Source organism: Paenibacillus sp. P13VS (assembly GCF_015143645.1).
Taxonomy (GTDB): Bacteria; Bacillota; Bacilli; order Paenibacillales; family Paenibacillaceae; genus Paenibacillus; species Paenibacillus xylanilyticus_A.
Genome location: NZ_WYEV01000007.1, coordinates 369,632 through 390,492 on the forward strand (window position 1 = coordinate 369,632; position 20,861 = coordinate 390,492).

Sequence of the window (20,861 nt, forward strand, 5' to 3'; positions counted from 1 at the left end):
TAGCCTGCCCCTCCTGTATACCCTTATACTTCACATCAACGCAAACTTTGCTGCAACAGAAAAAAGAGAGAACGACTCCAATTCATGGAATAGTTCTCTCTTAGCGTGTAACTTCCTGTTCTTCCAGCACGATCCGGTTGCGCCCGTTATGTTTCGCCTCGTAGAGCGCCATGTCTGCCCGGTAAAATAAGGACTCCACACTGACCTTGTCATCCATCCAGTTCCACTCGGCTATACCGCTGGATACGGTCACGGGTGGCCTGGTCTCTTCCGCCACTCGGCTGCGTATGACCTCTGCATACTCGAGTGCCTGGCGGATTCCCAGCTGCGGTACGTAAATGGCCAGCTCTTCGCCACCCCATCTGGCACAGATATCATCGGAACGAACGGAGGATTTAACAATATCACTAACCTGCTTCAGCACCTGGTCCCCGGTTTGATGGCCAAAAGTGTCGTTCACCTGTTTGAACTGATCGATATCAACCACAATTAATGAACCACAGAATTCATGAGCCTGCTTTTCGTGAATGACACTATCGAGATAATGTCTGACGTACAGTCCAGTTAACATATCAAGGTTGGCCAAACGGCGAACCTCTGCATGCAGCGTTGCATTGGATAGAGCAAGTCCTACGTGAATGGACAGCATCTGCAGCAGACGATAATTATCGTATGAGAAATACTGCGGTTTGGGATGACCCAGCAAAATGGTTCCCTTCACTTGACCGTTGACTCGAATTGGTGAAGCCATCAGTGACATTGAGCTGGTAATCTCCATAAACACGGAAGACACTTTGGTGTACTGTGCATAATTGGACAGAATGAGCGGTTCTTCTGTCTGATACAGCAGACCAGCGATACCGTAATCCAGCGAAAAGGATTTATGACGCATTTCCCCAATATTGGATGACATCACTTCGAAACGATTCGTGGTGTCATTCAATTGAAGAATACAACAGGATTCAGCTTGAAAAATATCCTTTAACTCCAACTCGGCCATTTTATAAATTTCTTTCAATTGCAGACTTCTATTTAGACGTTGTGTCAAATCATTGATTAGACGAAGTTCCTGAATCAACATGTTCGATTGCTCATGTAATTTGGCATTCTCAAAGGCAGTTCCTGCCATATCCGCCATCATGGTGATAAGCTGCAAGTCGGGCTCCTCCATGAGCTCGTCATTCATCTCGATGTGAAACACACCATAGATACCCTGCTTCCCCTTGAGCGGAAGTCCGACCTCCACAATAGAGTTATCCTCCTGATCAGAGCGAATAACTATCGTTTGTCCATCTTTAAATGAACGGAGACAAATATCTTCCCCATGTTCATGGACAAGCAAAGGTCTGATTCTCGGATTGGAACTATTGCGATCTTGGGACATGTACAGATTCATGCGTGTGGTCGGATACAAATAATCGATACTGTCAAATACCTCGTCCAATATGGCATCCACGTCCATTTTGTCATGCATCCGCTGCACGATCTGAAAAAGAATGGACCTCCGGTGCTCTTCACGCGCCGTTTGCTCATGAGCTTTTAGCAGATCTGCCATAAATATGTATTCAAATCTTCGGTAAAAGCAAGTACGATAATGCGCTGCCTCAGATCGAACAATCTCTTCAGACCTTTCATAACGAAGAGGCTCGTAAATGAAAGCTGTAAACACGGCGAACATATCCTTGTTGATTCTGGAAAACAGAGGCTCCGCAATGTATAGGAAATCCCCGTGTTCATCTGAACCCCGCATTGATTCCGCCCGTCCAGTTTCAAGACACATCATGACCGTCTGAACTGATTCAGGCCTGTCCATAGACTCATCGGCGGTCGTCGCTACACAATTACCTTCTGTATTCCATACGCTGTAAATCGCAGATGATGCGCTCCAGTTCGAATCATGCTGAGTCAGCCAATCCGTATAGGCTTGCTGCAGCAAGTTTTTCAAATATGAGAAATCAAAAGGTGTAATATCCATTTGCTGCATCCAGAACGCATGCTCATTGCGCTGAGCTGCAGAAGATGCGGAATCGCCCGAACTTGGCGAATGCATGCTGGCTGGTAAACTTCCTAGATGTTCTAACATGTCAGGCGCTCCTTTGCACCGTTTTTGCAACCTCTAATGGGATGCATTAATCTGCAGACGTTATCGCAAACCTGCAAAAACCTTACGATAACCTTAATGTACATGATCATTTAAAGTTAAGATACATTCTATTTTACTCTCTTTATTGCTTTTTTGCATCCATATTTCAGAAAATTGTCCCATTTTTTTGGGCCTAATGACCTATCGACAAATTTAGACTTTTTTTTGCCTTTCTCCTACTCTTGACTTTGTCTCTTTTAAACTGTAATATAAATTGTTGATGAAGACTACTAATGGGTCTTTAAATTTGGGCATTACCGGTTGTGTCACCCTCATTCTTTTTGTTGCTTTCAGGACAGCGGCTGAACTTTCCTGATTGACGTATGTGTGGCCTAGCCCGCATCAACAAATTGGAGCGCAAACAGAGCCCTATATGAACTTTAACTAAAAAGGAGCTACTATAAACATGGCACGTTACACTGGTCCTAAATTTAAATTGAGCCGTCGCCTCGGCATTTCCCTGAGCGGAACAGGCAAAGAATTGAAACGTCCTTTCCCTCCAGGTCAGCACGGAGCTAACCAACGCAGAAAAATGAGCAACTACGGTATGCAGTTGCAAGAAAAACAAAAACTTCGCCACATGTACGGTTTGGGCGAAAAACAATTCCGCACTCTTTTTGCTAGAGCGCAAAAAATGCAAGGTATCGCCGGTGAAAACTTCATGTTCTTGCTTGAGTGCCGCCTTGACAACCTCGTTTACCGTCTTGGATTTGCTAACTCCCGTGCAGGAGCACGTCAGTTGGTATCCCACGGTCACGTAACAGTAAACGGTAAAAAAGTCGATATCGCTTCTTACCAAGTAAGCACTGGCGATGTAATCGGCCTGCGTGAAAGAAGCCGCGGTCTTTCTTCCGTTAAGGAAGCTTTGGAAAACCGTTCGCATCTTCCAGCATACCTTGAATTCAACGACGCTGCTGTAGAAGGTAAATACATCCGTCTGCCTGAGCGTTCCGAGTTGTCCCAAGATATCGACGAAAAACAAATCGTCGAGTTCTACAACCGTTAATCGTTGGAATTTCGGTAAAGCATCACACAAAAAGCGATTCGAGATTTTCTCGGATCGCTTTTTTGTTGTCTGCAAATTTTTGCATACAGGATTTAGTAGGCATGAAAAATTTCAAATTCCATAAAATAATGGCAATTTTCGACCATTGCTTGTATTTCTCAGGCATGCAAACCCGCCTTTTTATGCTATAATAAGTGCTGTTAAAAGGAGGAAGACACTGAATGGTTGATGTTAATAAGAAAAAGCCCGATGAACAGCCTGCCCGCAAGCGCAGCTTCGCCCGCAGACTGGGCAGTGTCGCCAAATGGATGGTTGTCCTGGGTTTTATGGGGGCGCTATTTGTAGGTGGTGCTCTGATGGGATACGTGAGTTCCATTGTAAAAGACGAGCCCGTCCGCTCCAGGGCCCTGATTGAACAAAAAGTCAGCGAAAACTCCATCACAGGCTTTGCTTACTTTGCCGACGGTAGCCCGATCGGTCAATTACGTACGGAAGAAGACAGGCGTCCGGTCACCTTTGACCAGATACCACAGAAAGTTATTGATGCTGTCATATCGATTGAAGACAATCATTTTTACGAACATAAAGGTGTAGATATGAGCGGAACGCTCCGAGCCGTGAAGCAGAAGGTGCTGAAAGAGTCTGTGCAAACGGGCGGAAGTACGCTGACTCAGCAATTGGCACGGCGTGTGTTCTTGAATCTGGATCGTACCGAGGACCGCAAAGTCAAGGAGATACTGCTGTCCTTGCGACTTGAACGATTCCTGACCAAGAACGAGATCATGACCGCGTATCTGAATAAAGTTCCTTTTGGTAACGGCTCCAGTGGATATAACGTGTATGGCATCAAGGCAGCTGCCAAAGGATTGTTCAACATTAATGATCTGGAGAAAATAAACACGGCTCAGGCAGCCTATCTTGCCGGATTGCCTCAGCTCCCCTCCTCTTACTCAGCCTTTAACGGAAAAGGCGACTTTGTAGAGGATAATTTTGAGCGTGCAATCAACCGCCAGCATCTGGTATTACGTCGTATGCTTGAGCTTGGCAAAATCAATCAAACCGAGTATGACGAAGCTATTGCTTTTGATATCAAGAGTTCACTGGCACCGAAAACCGTCAAGGCTTACAACACTTATCCATATCTTATGATGGAAACCGAACGCCAGGCTGCACAAATTTTGATGAAACAAATGAATGCTGACACAGCAGCTGAAGGAAATTCCGAAGGTTCAGATTCTACCGAGGATGGAACCCAAAAGGAAAGCAGTGCTCTGCTCGAAGAAGCTCAGCAGCAATTGCGTACAGGTGGTTATCGCATATACACAACGATTAACAAAAGTGTGTACAAAACCATGCGTACCATTGCCGAGAATGACAGCAATTTTGCTGCAGACGATCCCAAAAAAGGAAAAGAACAGACTGCAGCCATCATGATTGATCACAAAACCGGGGCTATCCTGGGCATGATTGAAGGCCGAAGCTTCCAGGATGAACAGATGAACTATGCAACCCAGATGGTGCGTCAGCCAGGTTCGACAATGAAGCCTATTGCCGCCTACCTGCCTGCTCTGGAAGAAGGACTGGTTCAACCAGCGTCCATCATTGATGATTCACCGATCATTCTTAAGGATGGAGGCTCAAACGGCTTCCATATTCCGAAGAATGCGAACAATCGCTATCAGGGACTTGTAACCGCTCGTAGAGCGCTGAACTATTCCCTGAACGTTCCTGCGCTGAAACTCTTCAATGAAGACGTCGGGATCGAAAAAGCCTGGGCATTCTCCAAGAAGCTTGGCATAACGACCATTCAGCAGCAGGACTATCAGGCTCAGACGGGTGTTCTCGGGGGACTCCAGTACGGTGTAACCGTGGAAGAACTCACGAATGCTTACGGAGCTATTGCGAACAATGGGGTATATAACGACTCATACATGATTAGCAAAATTGTAGACTCCAAAGGAAATATCGTTTATAAGCATGAATCCGAACCTGTTCAGGCATTTTCCGAACAGACAGCGTACCTGATGACAGATATGTTAAGAACCGTAATTACCGAAGGTACTGCGGATAAGGTTCGCGAAACGTATAAATATACGAAAAGTGCACCTGTCGTAGGAAAAACCGGTTCAACGCAAAACTATGCGGATGTCTGGTTTGAAGGCTATACGCCTGATGTTACGCTTGGTGTGTGGGTTGGATACAAACAGCCTGTGAACACCCTTGAAACCAAATCTCAGCGTAAACGTGCCCAGCAGCTCTGGTCTCAGATTATGAATGAAGTCGTTGCTACCGACAAGGAACTGTTCGTGACGGATTCATTCAAGAAACCATCGGGCATTGAAACACGTACAGTATCTGCTTATAGCGGCAAATTGCCAACATCACTGACTGACAAATTTGTAACAGATATTTTCAACAGCAAATTTATTCCCAAAGATAGTGATGATGGTGTCGCCAAAGCAAAATACATTACCTACAATGGTGTAAACTACATCCCTCGTGATGAAACACCTAGCGACATGCTGAAGGAGAAGACGGTTATTAAACGCAAGAAACCGATCTCCGATCTGATCAAGGAATTGCAAAATGCATTCTCACGGATGAGCCGGCACGAATCCCTTGCCTATTACCTGCCAGAAGATGCGGATGCAGACATGCCAACACAAGTCGACCCGAGATCGGACAATGGCAAGGCACCAGATGCACCAGGAAATGTGCGGATATCCGTAGCTAATGGCAAAGCTGTAATTACATTTAACGCTACGCCTGAAAATGACGTTGTCGGATATCGGTTGTATCGCTCCGTAAATGGTGCCGGCTTCCAGAACCAGGGCCAAGTTGTCCTGACAGGTGAATCCAGATCATTTACAGCATACGCACAGGGCGGGAATTTCACCTTCTATGTCACTGCTGTCGATGTAGCCGGCAAAGAGTCTGCTCCTAGTGCTACGGTTAGCAGTGCAGGAGTGTCAGATCCACTCCCGGATGAGGAAGTAAAAGAACCGATCAATGTTCCTGGAACCATCGTTGAGCCGGAAGAAAATGAAAACACTGACGCTGCAACCACCGTTCCAGGTACCCCTGGACAGGTTAGCGTAGCAGCGCTCACCCAAGGATTGCGCATTCAATGGGCCTCCAATCCGGAGAGCGATGGTGTGCAGAGCTATGCCGTCTATTACAGTGAAACGGGCTCTGCCCCTTACACCAAGATTGGCACAACTTCGGGTACCTCAATGGATTACGGTGTACCTGCCTCTGCTAGCGGATGGTTCAAAGTATCTGCCATCAACAGTGTAGGAGAATCCGAGCCCTCTGTTGCTGTCCCATATCAACCGTAAGGATGCCGTAACGCACGTTTTTTAAGCCCCCACCCTCTCATTAGAGGATGGGGGCTTTTCTCATAATAAAAAGCCTGATCTGCATCTTACGCAAATCAGGCTTGTTCCTTAAAATACAGGCACCGCGTATTCAATAATTAATCTTCATCGGTTATTAATCTTCAATGGTGGACAGGTCACCTGTCGGCAAATCGAGCTCCCATGCCTTCAGCACACGTCGCATGATTTTACCGGAACGAGTCTTGGGCAGTTTATCCTTAAACTCGATCTCTCGCGGAGCTGCATGAGCAGACAAGCCCTCTTTTACAAATCGATAGATCTCTTCCTTCAACTCAGGAGTCGCTTCATAGCCCTCACGCAGCGCTACAAACGCCTTGATAATTTCTCCGCGTGTTACATCCGGCTTACCGATAACTCCGGCCTCTGCAACGGCAGGATGCTCTACGAGCTTACTCTCCACCTCAAACGGACCAATACGTTCTCCGGAAGAATTGATTACATCATCAATCCGGCCCTGGAACCAGAAATACCCTTCTTCGTCCATATACGCCGAATCCCCGGATACATACCAGCCAGACAGCCTGAAATATTCATCATATTTGGCCGGGTTGTTCCAAATCTTCGCCATCATGGATGGCCAAGGTGTACGTATGGCGAGGTTCCCCATGCTGTATGGAGGAAGTTCCTGTCCCCGGTCATCGATAATGGCTGCTTCAATACCAGGCAGCGGCCGCCCCATTGAACCAGGCTTAATCGGCATCTCCGGATAGTTACATATCAGCTGTGCTCCGGTCTCTGTCATCCACCAGGTATCATGAATTCGCTGACCATAGGCTTTCCATCCCCAACGCACCACTTCGGGATTGAGCGGTTCTCCAACCGACATTACATGCCGCAAGCTGCTGAGATCATGTTGTGCAATAGTCTCGTCCCCTGCACCCATCAGCATACGGAACGCGGTCGGCGCACTGTACCAGACACTCACTTTATTTTTCTCAATGGTGCTGTACCAATCCTGCGGGCTGAACCGGCCCCCACGAATAACATTGGTCACTCCATTCAGCCACGGAGCAAAAATTCCGTAAGAGGTACCTGTTACCCAGCCTGGGTCAGCCGTACACCAGTACACGTCATTTTCCCGTAAATCAAGAACGACCTTGCCTGTATAGTAATGCTGAATCATGGCATTTTGGACGTGATAGACCCCCTTAGGCTTGCCCGTAGAGCCCGATGTATAGTGAATAAGCAAACCATCCTCACGATTCAGCCATTCCACTTCCATATCATCCGAGGCTGCAGACATCTCTGCGTCAAAGTCGATTAAGCCCTTTTCGGTCTGGGTACCTCCACCCACAACAAAGATATGCTTCAGTTCCGGCAGTTCCGCACGTTTAATGCGTCCCAGCAGTTCTGGCGTCGTGACGAGAGCTACAGCCCCGCTGTCTTCCAGCCGGTCTTTGACTGCCGTCTCCATAAACGCCTCAAACAGCGGGCCGGCTATGGCTCCTGCTTTTAACACACCAAGCAGGCTGAAATACAACTCAGGACTTCTTGGCATAAAAATAAACACCCGGTCTCCCCGGACAATGCCATATTTGCGCAGGACATTTCCAAAACGGTTCGATTGCTCGCTCAAATCAGCGAAAGTATACGCTTCTTCACGCGAAGCATCGCTGTATAACAGCGCCGTTCTCCCGCCTCTTCCTTCCAGTACATGACGATCGATCGCTTCATGCGCCATGTTGACTTTTCCGCTGGCGTGCCACGTAAAGTGCCTCTCCACCGATTCCCAATCAAACCGGCTTCGGGCCTCTGTGTAATCGCCCAGGTTAGATTCAGACACAACCGTTTGCAGCATCTCACCATGTGCTTGACTCATGCTTGCCAGCCTCCTTCAACTCGACATTTCGATTTCCCATAATGGGTTACTTCTCATTGCCTTTGTGTTGACTGAACTTCCAGTTAGCGCTTACATTAATAGAGAGAAATTCTCATCATGTACCTGTCTGGCCAAACCAATGAACTCAAATCTGCTTGAATTGTGAACGTTTTTTGTCTACGCAATTATAGCAAATCTACACAATCATCGTCTATGGGTTTTCAATTTTTTGATTTTTTGCTATAAGTAGGGGGAGAGAGGAGCATGAACCATGGAGCATATCAAGGCGTATCATATGCGTTCCATCTTCAAGTCCGGCCACCGAGTCACTGTAGAAGGACCTATGCCTTCTGAGGCAATCACCAAGCTTGCGTTCCATCCCGATCTGGATGCCTTTCGTCGTCCTTCTGAGCAGCAGGAAGCGCTGGCTGAGATTGCGGCATTGCCTGAAGGAAGAATCATCATTGCACGTGAAAATGAGACGATTATCGGATATGTTACATTTCACTATGCGGATGATTGTGAGCGCTGGTCTGAAGGAAACATGATGGATCTCATTGAGCTCGGAGCTATCGAAGTGGCAGACGAATACCGTTCACTCGGGGTCGGACGCGAGATGCTGCTCACTGCATTTGAAAATGGACAAATGGAAAGATATATTGTTTTCACGACGGAATATTACTGGCATTGGGATCTGAAGGGCAGCGGGCTTTCCGTTTGGGATTATCGCAAAATGATGGAGCGACTGATGCAGACTGTGGACATGACGTGGTACGCGACGGACGATCCTGAGATTTGCTCTCATCCGGCCAACTGTCTCATGGTACGCATCGGCAGTGAAGTCCCCATGTCCTCCGAGGAACAATTCGACCGTGTACGGTTTCGTCATCGCTTCATGTATTAATACATTGAGATATACATTTATCTAAAAAACCGCCTCCTCTAGGCAGCTCCAGATGGCAAACTGGAACTGCCCACGAAAGGCGGTTTTAGTTTATAGACTTATACTTCTATGGCAGCTTCTGAAAGAGACTCAAATTACATATTTTCAAGCATGTGCTCGACAATCCGATGGGAACGCTGAGAAGATTGCACGGTAAATTCAGCAAAGTTCACATGAGCCGACCCGTCCGCTTTATCGGACATGCCGCGCAGCACAACAAAAGGAACCCGATTCATAAAACTAACCTGAGCGACGGCAGCTCCCTCCATCTCTGCACATGCTCCATCCATTTCGGTATACAGTATGTTCACGGTCTCTTTGCTCGCAATAAACTGATCTCCGGACAATACCTTACCAATCAGATACTTGGCTCCCTGTGCCTTACACGCTTCCTCTGCTAATGCAATCAGAGCAGGTTCCGCGGGGAATGCGGAGGTTTCCTGATACGGGATTACGCCCCGTTCGAAGCCGAGAGGAGTCACGTCCATGTCATGCTGAACGCATACGGAGGAGATTACGATATCTCCAATGTTCAATTCCGGGTTCACTGCGCCCGCAACACCCGTAAAAATAATTCGGTTCACTTGGAAACGATCGATCAAAATTTGCGTGGTCACCGCCGCGTTTACTTTGCCGACACCCGATTTACACACCACGATCTGTTTGCCCAGCCATTCACCCGCCACATACGTAATGCCGGTTTGCTTCACCGTCTCCAGTTGCTTCATGCCAGCCAGCAAAAGTTCTACTTCTTCATCCATAGCTCCAATGATCCCAATCGTTTCCTTCAATCTCGCTACCCCCTATTCACTTCCGGACCTGTCCGGTTCGCCTGATTCATCCTCATGAAGCACAAAAGCTCCGTCTCCGGAGCTTCCGTATATCGATTATGTAGAGAGAATTCCTTCTCCCTTTTCGAATTGCTTTAGCCTTAACCAGCGTGGCTTACTGACAGACGAAGAATCGTTTCATGCGGCAAAATAACCCGTGGGTTCTCCACATTTTCCTTCTTCATCAACTTGGTGAGCAAACGCATCGCTACTGCGCCAAGGTCGTACATCGGCTGTGCCACCGTCGTCAATTGAGGACGAACCATGGAAGCCATACGAATGTTATCCACACTAATGATGGAGAAGTCATCCGGTACCTTCAAGCCTTCATCCTGAATGGAGTGAATGGCACCAATGGCCATTTCGTCCGTTGCAGCAAAGATGGCAGTTGGTCTTTTCTTCAGTCCGAGGAAATATTTCATGGCTTCCACACCGGACTCGTAACGATAGTTACCGATCCGTACCAGATCCTCCTGATATTCCATTCCCGCTGCTTCAAGTGCTTTTTTGTACCCTTGGAAACGGGCATACCCGTTCGCAGGATCCTGCAGTGTACCACTGATCATCGCAATTTCCTTGTGCCCATGACGAATCAATGTGTTCACCGCATCAAAAGCCGCAGCTTCGTGGTCGATATCCACGGAAGGATATGTTCCCTTCTCGTCACTCGTTGCACAGAGCACGATGGGTACTGCCGCAGACTGAAACGCCTGAATATGTTCATCCGTTACTGTTCCACCCATGAAGAGCAGGCCATCGACCTGTTTCTCCAGCAGCGTGTTGATGACACGGATTTCCTTTTCCTTTTTCTTGTCCGCATTACACAGAATAATGTTGTAGTGATACATATTCGCAATATCCTCGATTCCGCGGGCAATCTCTGCGAAAGTCGAGTTTGAAATGTCCGGAATAACGACACCGACCGTGGTTGTCTTCTTGCTCGCCAAACCTCTGGCTACCGCATTCGGACGATATCCCAACCGCTCGATGGCTTCATATACTTTTTTGCGCGTTTGTGGCTTAACATTCGGGTTGTTATTTACCACCCGCGATACCGTTGCCATGGACACACCAGCTTCACGTGCCACATCATAAATGGTTACCGTCACAGTACTTCTCTCCATTACCAGTAAATTTTCATACCATTTTCATTAAGATTTATATTACGACAAATTTTTGCATTAATCAATTAAAATAGGCTTTAGGACTCACTTAGAACATTCGTGAGTGTGGACGAAGCAATATCCGAATGGGAAGTATGCCATACAGGGATTCCGTTTTTGACCAGAATTGCCTGCGGAGATTCGTGCTTAACTCCCAGCTTGTCGGCTGCTTCATTAGACACAGGGCGATCTTCCACAACGTAAATGATGCCATAGTTTACATTTTCATTAGGATTATTTTGCAAATAATGGTTCATCCCCTGATAAGCATTGGCGCTGATCGGGCAGCGTGTGCTGTGCTTAAACAGAAGCAAGGGTTGGTCTTCAGTAGCCTCCACTGCGGAGTTTAGCTGTTCAATACTTGTCATTTTAGTCATGTCAGCCATTTGATATACATCCCCCTTTTTCAGGAATACCGCTATGTTGAGCGTTTTCACTCTAAGATATCTTAACAAAAAGCGCATGAAAAAGCCAATTTTCATGAAAACAAGCATTTAGCACGTCAAAATTAGACAGCATTCGAGAAATGTGCCTGCCATACAAAACCGGACAATTGGCTCAACCTGCGCTCCGTGGTTTCTATCCATTCTTCGTCGCCCGATTTCTGAGCATATCCCATAATATCAAGCAGCAGATTAATTCGTTCGTTTACAGCTTGCTGCATATGATGTGCCATCTCGCGATCGCTTGCATCTGGCCAGGCCAGCAGTTGTTCATGGAAAAGATCCGCAAGTTCATTTTGCTTGCCAAAGGATAGATCCTGTTTCACGGGTTGTTCACCCAATTTGCTGATACATTCTTTCAAATCCGGCTTGACCGGCTGTAATACTTCGTATGAAATACAATCCGTGCATGCGAAAACAGGCACATTCCGAATCTCTACTTTCTTCGCATAAACTACCGTTCTCAATTCCAATTCCATTACATGTCCGCATTTGCACGTTTTGCGCACATTCATCACCTCATTCGTTCTATACTCGTATACGTTACCATTCGACCTTTTTCCGCGTAAATCCTGCTGCAAACCCCAGGTTGTACAAATTACCACTCCCCCCAAATGCAGGTTGTCGAAAATAAGCTTTCATATATATGTAACCGCTATCTGAACAGGGAAAATGCACAATCATGAAGTGTCATACAGAATCTGTTACAATATAAGTTGCGACATCCTAACCACGGCAAAAGGAGAGATGGTTGTGAGATTAACAGGAAAAAAAGTCATCGCACTGGTCGATGAAGAATTTGAGGATCTGGAGTTGTGGTACCCGGTACATCGTGTGCGTGAAGAAGGTGCTGAGGTACATCTGGCCGGAGAGAAAAAAGGTAAAGTCTACATCGGAAAATACGGTGTTCCCGCTGAAGCGGAATACAGCTTCGATGAACTGGACAGTTCACAATATGATGGCATTCTCGTGCCAGGCGGCTGGGCACCTGACAAGCTTCGCCGTTATCCGAAAGTCCTTGAACTGGTGAAGGAGATGCATGCCGATCGCAAGCCGATTGGGCAGATCTGTCACGCTGGCTGGGTGCTGATCTCTGCCAAAATTCTGGATGGGGTCACTGTAACTTCTACACCAGGCATTCGGGATGACATGGAAAATGCCGGAGCAATCTGGAAGGATGAAGCCGTTGTTGTCGATGGACATATCATTTCGGCTCGTCGTCCGCCTGATCTTCCTCCCTATGGCAAAGCATTCTGTGATGCCCTTGCTGAAAAGTAAATCAGGAATACAAAAAAAGCCCTTCGCTCTAAGCGGGGGCTTTTTTTGTATCATATTAACTCTGATGGTATAAAAATGAATATATTAATTTAAAGGTATTTTACATGCACAATGGGTTTAAGAAGCATTGGACCCGCTTTGTTCATCAGGATTTCCTGTTGAATCATTATATTTCTGCAAGCGCTGCTCAATGTCTGTACTGGTTCTTAGGGCAAAGCAGTCACGCGCCGCTTCTTTGGCGTCCACGGCTGTTGTATTTAACACCCTGTGCTTCACCCGCAGCAGAGATTGCGGTGACATGCTAAGATTACGAATGCCCAGCTCCAGCCAAAGTGGAATGGAACGTTCGTCACCTGCCATCTCCCCACACACACTAACCTCAATTCCAGCGGTGCGAGCCGCATCGACCGTTGCACGCAGCATTCGCAGAACTGCCGGATGATACGGATGGTACATGTGAGCAATCTGTTCATTCATACGGTCTACAGCCAGCACGTACTGTACCAGATCGTTTGTCCCGATGCTGAAGAAATCCGCTTCCTCGGCCAGCAGGTCAGCAATCATGACTGCCGCAGGCACTTCGATCATGATTCCCACTTTAATATGAGGATCATACGCAATTTGACGTTCATCCAGATCGGCCATCGCTTCACGCAGAACCTCATTGGCCTGTCTAAGTTCTTCCACCGAGGAGATCATGGGATACATAATCTTGACGTTCCCTGCTGCACTGGCCCGCAGAATTGCTGTGAGCTGTGTCTTAAACAGATCCTTGCGGTCCAGGCTGATCCGAATGGCCCGATAACCCAAAAATGGATTATCCTCTTCAGGCAGTTCGAAATAATCGAGCTGTTTGTCACCACCAATATCCAGTGTACGTATGACCACAGATTGTCCTGCCGTCTTCTCTGCTACCAAACGATACACTTCATACTGTTCCTGCTCACCTGGGAAGGTAGCACGGTCCATGTACAAAAATTCCGTGCGGAACAAACCTACACCCTTTGCCCCGTGCTTGAGAGCCAAATCCAGCTCCTTCACAGAGCTGATGTTCGATGCCAGATGCAGCATTGCTCCGTCCTTCGTGATCGCATCCACTGTAGCGAGTACTTGGAGCTGTTCCTTTTTCTTCAGCTGTTTGCTGCGAATCATGGTATACCGTTCAATTGTCTTGCGATCCGGTTCCGTGAATACCAAGCCGTTATCACCATCCACCACTAACATATCCCCGGTGTCCACTGGCATGCCAACACTCGCTTCCAAACCGGAAACGAGGGGGATGCCAAGCGCACGGGCCATAATTGCCGAATGCGACGTCTTGCCACCGATCAGGGTCACAATGCCCAGTACGTGACTGGGATTCAGATGGGCCAGCTGCGATGGAGACAGTTCTTTGGCTACAAGTATATAAGGTTGAGTATCCGAAGGGAGCGTAATCTCCGGGGCTCCCAGCAAATGCTTCAACAAGCGGTTGCCGACATCCTTAATGTCGATCGCCCGTTCCTTCATATATTCATCATCCAACAAATCGAACATGGTGACAAAGTGGTCAATGGCTTCTTTTACTGCCACTTCTGCCGCTTTGTACTGCCGTTCAATAATGCCGCGAATCTCGTTCATGAATACCGGATCTTCCAGAATGGCCAGATGGGCATCAAAGATGCTGGACTCCTCCGGACCGACGACTTCCTTGAACTCATTCTTGATAAATTCGATCTCATCCTTCGATGTCCGTATTCCCTCGTACAGCCGTTCGAACTCCTGGGCGAGATCCACCGAGTCCATCTTCTGGTCCGGCAGATCCCATTCCCAACTGGGCAGGACAAATGCTTTGCCGATGGCTACGCCTGCAGCTCCATTGATGCCTTGTATCTTCATTCTACCCCTCCAACGTTCCTGTCATAGAGCACCACGGACATGACGGATGCCTGACCTTTCTTGACTTGCTTAAATGGAGCAAAACTCCATGATTTGACACGATCCGGATTCGTGATCACCATCGGTGTAGTCAGCGACGCTGCCTCTGCACGCAGAACAGCCAGATCAAACTTGATCAACAACTGTCCGGGCTCGACGGTATCTCCTTCCTGAACGAAGGCTTCAAAATGCCCCTTCAGCTGCGAGGTATCGATACCGATATGAAGCAGGACCTCAAGTCCTTCCCGAGTGGATATACCCAGAGCATGCATCGTCGGATACAGGTGCATAATCGTTCCGTAGACTGGTGACACCAGCTCTCCCTTTTCCGGTACAAAAGCCACTCCATCCCCAACCAGCTTCGCTGCAAAGATCTGATCAGGCACCTCTTCGATCGGCAGCATTTTGCCTTGAACCGGTGCACAGAACAGGACTTGCGGCAAATCCCGCTCCAGGAGCTTGGCGATCTCTTCACGAATCAATTCGGAATACGTGCCAAACACGACCTGGACGTTACCACCACCGAGCTTGATCAGCCCCGCAGACCCCATACTCTTCATAGCTCCCGTATCGATGAGGCGGTCATTGTGCACCGTCAGACGAAGCCGTGTAATACATGCCTCTACCTGAACGATGTTCTCCTTACCGCCCAATGCTTCCAGGATCAATGGTGCCTGGTAAGGAATATTCCCTACCCAATCCTCCAGCATGGAGCCTTCTTCCCGTCCTGGCGTTGGAATCTTGAACGTACGAATGGCCCAGCGGAACAGGAAGTAATAAACCAGTCCATATAGTATGCCAATCGGTATGAGTTTCCAAGCATTCTCTGATAGATGGAAGTTGAGTATGTAATCGATAATGCCGGCGGAATAAGAGAAGCCGTGCCTGATATCAAGCCAATAACCAATCCACATCGCAAGTCCGGACATGACGGCGTGTACGATAAACAGATAAGGCGCTGCAAACAAAAAGGCAAATTCAATCTGCTCGGATACACCTGTCAGAAAACAAACCAGCGCAGAAGTGAGAAATGTCTTTTTGATCTTCGGTTTCAGATCTTCCCTTGCCTCCTGAATAATCGCAAAGGCAATGGCAGGTATGGCAAACATCATGATCGGAAACAAGCCTGCCATAAAGTAACCCGCCGTTGGATCACCCGCAAAAAAGCGTGGCAGATCCCCCTGCACAATGTTACCGTCTGACGTTTCATACGTCCCCAGCTGAAACCAGAACACATTGTTAAGCAAGTGATGCAGTCCAAATGCCACCAATACTCTGTACAGCACTCCGTAAATGAACAAACCAAAACCGCCGAGACTGTATTCCCAAGCGGCGATCGCATTCAGTCCATGCTGCAATATGGGGGCGAGCCACAGCATGAAACAGGAAAACAGCGCCGAGCACAGCCCAACGATTAGCAAAACAAACCTGGACCCGCCAAAAAATTGCAATATCTCAGGCAGCTTGATGCTTTTGAACCGATTATGTGTCACCCCGGCGAGAGCGCCGAGAATAATTCCAACTAAAGAAGCTGGCTGTATGGTTCCATCCCCAAAATGGCGAGTCACCTGATCATATATAACGATACCGGCCAAAGCGGCAAGTCCCGCTTGTCCGGCCTGGTTGGAGAGTCCCAATGCTACACCGACAGCAAACAAATACGGCAAAAAATAAAAAATACCGTGTCCGGCCACGGTAGACACTTCACCAACAACTTTCAATCCCCAGGCGTCCCAGGGCAAACTGCCAACACTCAGCAAAATTGCGGCTGCGGGCAGGACCATTGTAGGCAGCATTACCGCTCGTCCGAGCTGCTGCAAGGATCCGAGCCAATTCATGGCGACCTCTCCTTTCTATCCTAGATGGTAAGCTTTACGAAACGTTTTGTCAAAGCAAAACGGTAAGCTGCTGGAAATTTGCCGTAAACTCTTGAGACTTGCGACCAAATGCCCACCACAGCTACGATCTGAAGGCAAGAAAGCAGTTTAAAGCGAAGGAGCATCCGCAGCTCTAAACACAGAAAAATCCCGTTAACGTGAAGTTAACGGGAGCAGGTCTATTCCATATTCGCTTAACCGCGTCCGGCACCGCGCAGAACGATGGAGTCCTCCACCTTGATACAGCGATTCGTTACGGCCGTCATTCCGTTCTCAGCCGCAATCTGTACAGCCTCATCATTGTGAATGCCTAGCTGGAGCCACAAGACGTTTGCTTTGATGGCTGCGGCTTCACGAGCTACTTCCGGTGTATATTCGCTGCGACGGAACACATTTACAATATCCACGGGCTCGGGAATATCCGCGAGGGTTGCATATACTTTCTCACCAAGGATCTCTCCCTGTGCTTGTGGATTAACCGGAATGATCCGATATCCTCTGCTCTGCATGGCTTCTGCTACCATGTAGGATGTCCGATCTGATTTGTCCGATAAGCCGACGACTGCGATGTTGCCTGCCTTGCGTAAAAGTTGCCCAATTTCTTCGCGAGTTGGGTTGTTAAATTCCATGTTCAAGCACCATCCTTTTCTGCTTAAAGTGCGTGTTCAAAAAGACCAGTTTTCAGTACCGAGAAGATGGGATAAAGCTAGAAATGGAGTAGCGGAGCGTAGGGAAAACTACGTGAGCAACGGACATTTCGGCTGAATTCCATATTCGATGCTGATGATGCCGCTAGGCATCCTTCGTAATCAAAAGCGGACTTTTTGAAACCTCTTAAACGTGTTATTTTACTCTTTTACCCATTGAACCGAGGCGCCAAGCGCCTGCAAATGATCGAAATATTGTGGATAGGACTTGGCTACGTGGTGTGCATCCCGAATACGAAGCGGCTCCTTGGAACGAAGGCCAACCACGGTCAATGCCATGATAACGCGATGATCGAAGTGAGCATTAATCTCTACGCCGCCTTCAACGCCCTCCGGACGTCCGTGAACGATAATCTCGGCCTGACGCTCTTCCACGTTAGCCCCAGCCTTGCGCAGCTCGTTCAGGTAATCCGTAATTCGGTCACATTCCTTGTAGCGCAGGTTCTCTACATTATAAAACCGTGAGGTCCCTTCCGCAAATACAGCCGCGGCTACCATCGCCAAAACAGCGTCCGTCGCTGCATCTCCGTCAAATTCTACGGCTTTCAATTTTCCGTTACCTTGTACATGTACCACATCATTCTCATGTGTCAGCGGCACTTCCATCATGCGCAGAACGTCGACAATCGCACGCTCTCCCTGTTTGCTCTGTTCCATCAGGCGCAGAATCTTCACATCCGATTGAGTAACTGCCGCTGCAGCCAGAACTGCAGCCGAACCGGGATAGTCTCCTTGAACGGTATACGTCTGCGGTTGATAAGCTTGACCACCAGGTACGCGGAAAGACATGTAATCATCGCTCGCATGAATAATGATTCCTGCCTGTTCAAGCACTTCAAGTGTTTGACCGATCACCACTTTGGACTTGAGGTCATTCAATACTTCAATGGTGCTGTCTTCCGCAAGAAGTGGAGTAACAAAAAGCAATGCGCTCAGATATTGGGAACTCACTGATCCGGACACACGGATATGTCCGCCCTTGGCATTACCCCCTTTGATCGTGATCGGCAGTCGTCCTTGTTCATGCTGCACTTCAACGCCGAGCTGGCCAAGAGCATCAATCAGATCGTCATGCGGACGTTTACCGAGTGAGTCCGGGTAGGTATTCACAAAGGTAACTTCAGGACAGAGTGCGGTGACGCCCATCAGAAAGCGAAGCACTGCACCTGCGTTGCCTACATTTAACTCGCGCACATCACGAGGATGGCTGCCGAAGCCTTGAATGACGATTTTGCTATCATCTTCTTCTAGTACGGCTCCAAGATCACGGATACATCTGCGCATCGCATCACTGTCTTCGCTGTGGGCCGGATAATGAATTGTACTTGTACCTTCTGCCAGTGCTGCTGCGAGCAGATAGCGGGTAGTGTAGTTTTTGGAGGAAAGGGCTCCAATTTCCCCATTCAGGGTAGGGGTTGGTTTAACAATTACGTCCATGGATGAAATTCTCCTTCATTGATCAGATTAATCTGCTATATATATTTGTTACAAATAAAATGAAGTCCTTTTGCCAAATTGACATCCCCCACTTAGCTTGGGTATCATTATAGGCGTTAAGTCCATACAGAAAAGAGGACCTGAATAATGACTCAAATAGCTGAAATAGAAACATCCGAGCTGCGTCGCCGCCTGCAGGCGGGAGAGAAGCTTCAGATGATAGACGTTCGTGAGGACGAGGAAGTCGCGCAAGGCATGATTGAAGGAGCCAAGCACATCCCGCTGGGACAAATTCCGGACAGATTGTCCGAAATCGAGAAGTCCGGCGAGATCATTCTGATCTGCCGCAGCGGCTACCGCAGCGAGCGTGCCGCCGAGTACTTGCAGCAGCTTGGTTATGCAGGCTGCACCAACATGGTTGGCGGCATGCTGCAATGGCAGCAGGAAGACTAAATGATCTGGAGCAGGAACCAACACAGCGTTATCGGGAATTGCAACAAGGCAGTTCACCCTGCAGCTTTTGGATTCCGCTCCGCTACAGTCAGTTTTAAACGGGCCATTTGGCCCGTTTTGTTATATTCCCACCCAATAATCATTGCCCCTTATCATCTGCTTCACCGTTGTAACTTCCCCACTACTTGAGGTCATAATAGACATCAAAATGCAGCGAACACAAGCTTAGACGCGGTAATGCGCTAAAATAAGACGAGACACTTCAGCTGCGGATAACTCGGTTGTATCCACTGTGTAATGTGCAAATTTATATGCGTCCTTCCGTTCCTTCATAATGGTATGAATGCGTTCCTCTGCATTGCCTGCCAGAAGAGGACGTTTATCATCGCCGCTTACGCGCTGTACAATTGCTGCGGGATCAGCAGTCAGCGCAACAATCCAACCGTTCTTCGACATTACATCACAATTGTCAGAACGCAGTACCACACCGCCTCCGGTTGCGACCACCTGCGACTTTTTTTCCAGGACCGAACATAACATGCGGCTCTCGGCATCACGGAAATACGACTCACCTTTGCTTGTGAACAATTCCGGAATCGTACAGCCTTCCTCTTTCTCCACCGCGGTGTCCACATCGATCAGCTTGTAACCCAGCTCACGGGCGAGCAGGTCAGCTACCGTTGATTTGCCGGTTCCCATCATGCCTATGAGAATAATATTGTTAGACTTGCTCAAGGGTGTACACTCCTTTATCTCAAGCATTTCATGAGCGCTTTTGTCCTATCATAACACAGCCCTGCTAACGGGGGAAGGCCACAATAGGTCTGTTGGAAAACAGACATATCATGAAAAATGGCCCGGAGGCATCCGGCATACCGGAACTCCAGGCCATTCTTCAAGAAAGGGTGTCCCAAACGAACAGGGAGATCAACCCAACCTCATATTAAAGCTGTTGAAGCTTCGAATGAACAAATATATATTATTCCATCCAGTTGTGATGGAAGCTTCCCTCTTTATCCACACGTTTGAAGGTGTGAGCACCGAAGTAGTCACGCTGTGCTTGCAGCAGGTTTGCAGGCAAACGTTCTGTACGATAGCTGTCGTAGTAGGAAAGCGCGCTGGAGAAACCAGGTACCGGAATACCTTGCTGTACAGCAGCTGCTACCACTTCACGCCAAGCATCCTGGTAGGATTCAACGATATTTTGGAAGTATGGATCCAGAAGCAGGTTTTTGAGTGCTGCATCTTTGTCATATGCTTCTTTGATGTTTTGCAGGAACTGTGAACGGATAATGCAGCCGCCGCGGAAGATCATGGCGATGTTACCATATTTCAGATCCCAGCCATACTCGTCGGAAGCCGCACGCATTTGGGCAAAGCCTTGTGCATAGGATACGATTTTACTTGCGAACAATGCTTTGCGTACACTCTCGATGAACGCTTTTTT

General features: G+C 48.0%; 16 protein-coding genes and 1 pseudogene. 5 read left to right on the top strand and 12 right to left on the bottom strand.

The window, feature by feature from the left end; genetic code table 11:
* Positions 1–100: 100 nt before the first annotated feature.
* Entirely contained in the window at positions 101–2,083 is a 1,983-nt protein-coding gene (locus GUA98_RS19885; RefSeq protein WP_153979366.1) for a diguanylate cyclase, read from the bottom strand.
* A 466-nt stretch (positions 2,084–2,549) separates the two neighbouring features.
* On the opposite strand from GUA98_RS19885, the gene rpsD reads away from it, so the two are divergent.
* Both rpsD and GUA98_RS19895 read left to right on the top strand, forming a co-directional pair.
* The gene (rpsD, locus tag GUA98_RS19890) at positions 2,550–3,149 is read left to right on the top strand and encodes a 30S ribosomal protein S4 (protein ID WP_095290216.1); all 600 of its coding nucleotides are present in this window, start codon (positions 2,550–2,552) and stop codon (positions 3,147–3,149) included.
* Positions 3,150–3,370: 221 nt separating this feature from the next.
* A complete protein-coding gene (locus GUA98_RS19895) occupies positions 3,371–6,487 on the top strand; it encodes a penicillin-binding protein 1A (protein WP_153979367.1) in 3,117 nt (1,038 codons plus the stop codon).
* 154 nt (positions 6,488–6,641) lie between these two features.
* On the opposite strand, the gene acsA is transcribed toward GUA98_RS19895, so the two are convergent.
* Positions 6,642–8,366: an acetate--CoA ligase gene (gene acsA / locus GUA98_RS19900; protein ID WP_193724185.1), complete on the bottom strand. Its 1,725-nt coding sequence runs from the start codon at positions 8,364–8,366 to the stop codon at positions 6,642–6,644.
* A gap of 271 nt (positions 8,367–8,637) precedes the next feature.
* Between acsA and GUA98_RS19905 the strand changes: the two genes are divergently transcribed.
* The gene (locus GUA98_RS19905; RefSeq protein ID WP_153979368.1) at positions 8,638–9,270 is read left to right on the top strand and encodes a GNAT family N-acetyltransferase; all 633 of its coding nucleotides are present in this window, start codon (positions 8,638–8,640) and stop codon (positions 9,268–9,270) included.
* 134 nt (positions 9,271–9,404) lie between these two features.
* Here GUA98_RS19905 and GUA98_RS19910 read toward each other — a convergent pair whose 3' ends face one another.
* The 4 genes from GUA98_RS19910 to GUA98_RS19925 all read right to left on the bottom strand — a co-directional run bounded on the left by GUA98_RS19910 (position 9,405) and on the right by GUA98_RS19925 (position 12,224).
* The gene (locus tag GUA98_RS19910; RefSeq protein ID WP_193724186.1) at positions 9,405–10,100 is read right to left on the bottom strand and encodes a 5'-methylthioadenosine/adenosylhomocysteine nucleosidase; all 696 of its coding nucleotides are present in this window, start codon (positions 10,098–10,100) and stop codon (positions 9,405–9,407) included.
* 140 nt (positions 10,101–10,240) lie between these two features.
* On the bottom strand, positions 10,241–11,248 hold the full coding sequence (gene ccpA, locus GUA98_RS19915; RefSeq protein ID WP_127537845.1) for a catabolite control protein A: 1,008 nt from the start codon (positions 11,246–11,248) through the stop codon (positions 10,241–10,243).
* Positions 11,249–11,340: 92 nt separating this feature from the next.
* Positions 11,341–11,688, bottom strand: a complete 348-nt coding sequence (gene ytxJ, locus GUA98_RS19920; RefSeq protein ID WP_193724187.1) for a bacillithiol system redox-active protein YtxJ — start codon at positions 11,686–11,688, stop codon at positions 11,341–11,343.
* Between the two features lie 122 nt (positions 11,689–11,810).
* On the bottom strand, positions 11,811–12,224 hold the full coding sequence (locus tag GUA98_RS19925; protein ID WP_153979370.1) for a hypothetical protein: 414 nt from the start codon (positions 12,222–12,224) through the stop codon (positions 11,811–11,813).
* Between the two features lie 268 nt (positions 12,225–12,492).
* Between GUA98_RS19925 and GUA98_RS19930 the strand changes: the two genes are divergently transcribed.
* Entirely contained in the window at positions 12,493–13,023 is a 531-nt protein-coding gene (locus GUA98_RS19930; protein WP_193724188.1) for a type 1 glutamine amidotransferase domain-containing protein, read from the top strand.
* A 117-nt stretch (positions 13,024–13,140) separates the two neighbouring features.
* Here the strand turns inward: GUA98_RS19930 and ptsP are convergent, their stop codons facing one another.
* The 4 genes from ptsP to aroA form a co-directional block, all read right to left on the bottom strand.
* The gene (gene ptsP, locus GUA98_RS19935) at positions 13,141–14,901 is read right to left on the bottom strand and encodes a phosphoenolpyruvate--protein phosphotransferase (RefSeq protein ID WP_193724189.1); all 1,761 of its coding nucleotides are present in this window, start codon (positions 14,899–14,901) and stop codon (positions 13,141–13,143) included.
* Complete coding sequence (locus tag GUA98_RS19940) at positions 14,898–16,778, bottom strand: glucose PTS transporter subunit IIA (RefSeq protein ID WP_095290194.1); 1,881 nt, start codon at positions 16,776–16,778, stop codon at positions 14,898–14,900. The genes ptsP and GUA98_RS19940 overlap by 4 nt, the downstream gene beginning before the upstream one ends.
* A 233-nt stretch (positions 16,779–17,011) precedes the next feature.
* Positions 17,012–17,446 carry a CoA-binding protein gene (locus GUA98_RS19945; RefSeq protein WP_095290193.1) on the bottom strand — a complete coding sequence of 145 codons (435 nt, stop codon included), beginning with the start codon at positions 17,444–17,446 and terminating at the stop codon, positions 17,012–17,014.
* Between the two features lie 219 nt (positions 17,447–17,665).
* Entirely contained in the window at positions 17,666–18,961 is a 1,296-nt protein-coding gene (gene aroA, locus GUA98_RS19950; RefSeq protein ID WP_095359385.1) for a 3-phosphoshikimate 1-carboxyvinyltransferase, read from the bottom strand.
* Positions 18,962–19,108: 147 nt separating this feature from the next.
* On the opposite strand from aroA, the gene GUA98_RS19955 reads away from it, so the two are divergent.
* Positions 19,109–19,414, top strand: a complete 306-nt coding sequence (locus GUA98_RS19955) for a rhodanese-like domain-containing protein (protein WP_095290189.1) — start codon at positions 19,109–19,111, stop codon at positions 19,412–19,414.
* Between the two features lie 225 nt (positions 19,415–19,639).
* Here the strand turns inward: GUA98_RS19955 and GUA98_RS19960 are convergent, their stop codons facing one another.
* Positions 19,640–20,149: a shikimate kinase gene (locus tag GUA98_RS19960; protein ID WP_227779834.1), complete on the bottom strand. Its 510-nt coding sequence runs from the start codon at positions 20,147–20,149 to the stop codon at positions 19,640–19,642.
* 244 nt (positions 20,150–20,393) lie between these two features.
* Positions 20,394–20,861, bottom strand: a pseudogene (locus GUA98_RS19965) (NADP-dependent phosphogluconate dehydrogenase); the annotation flags it as partial.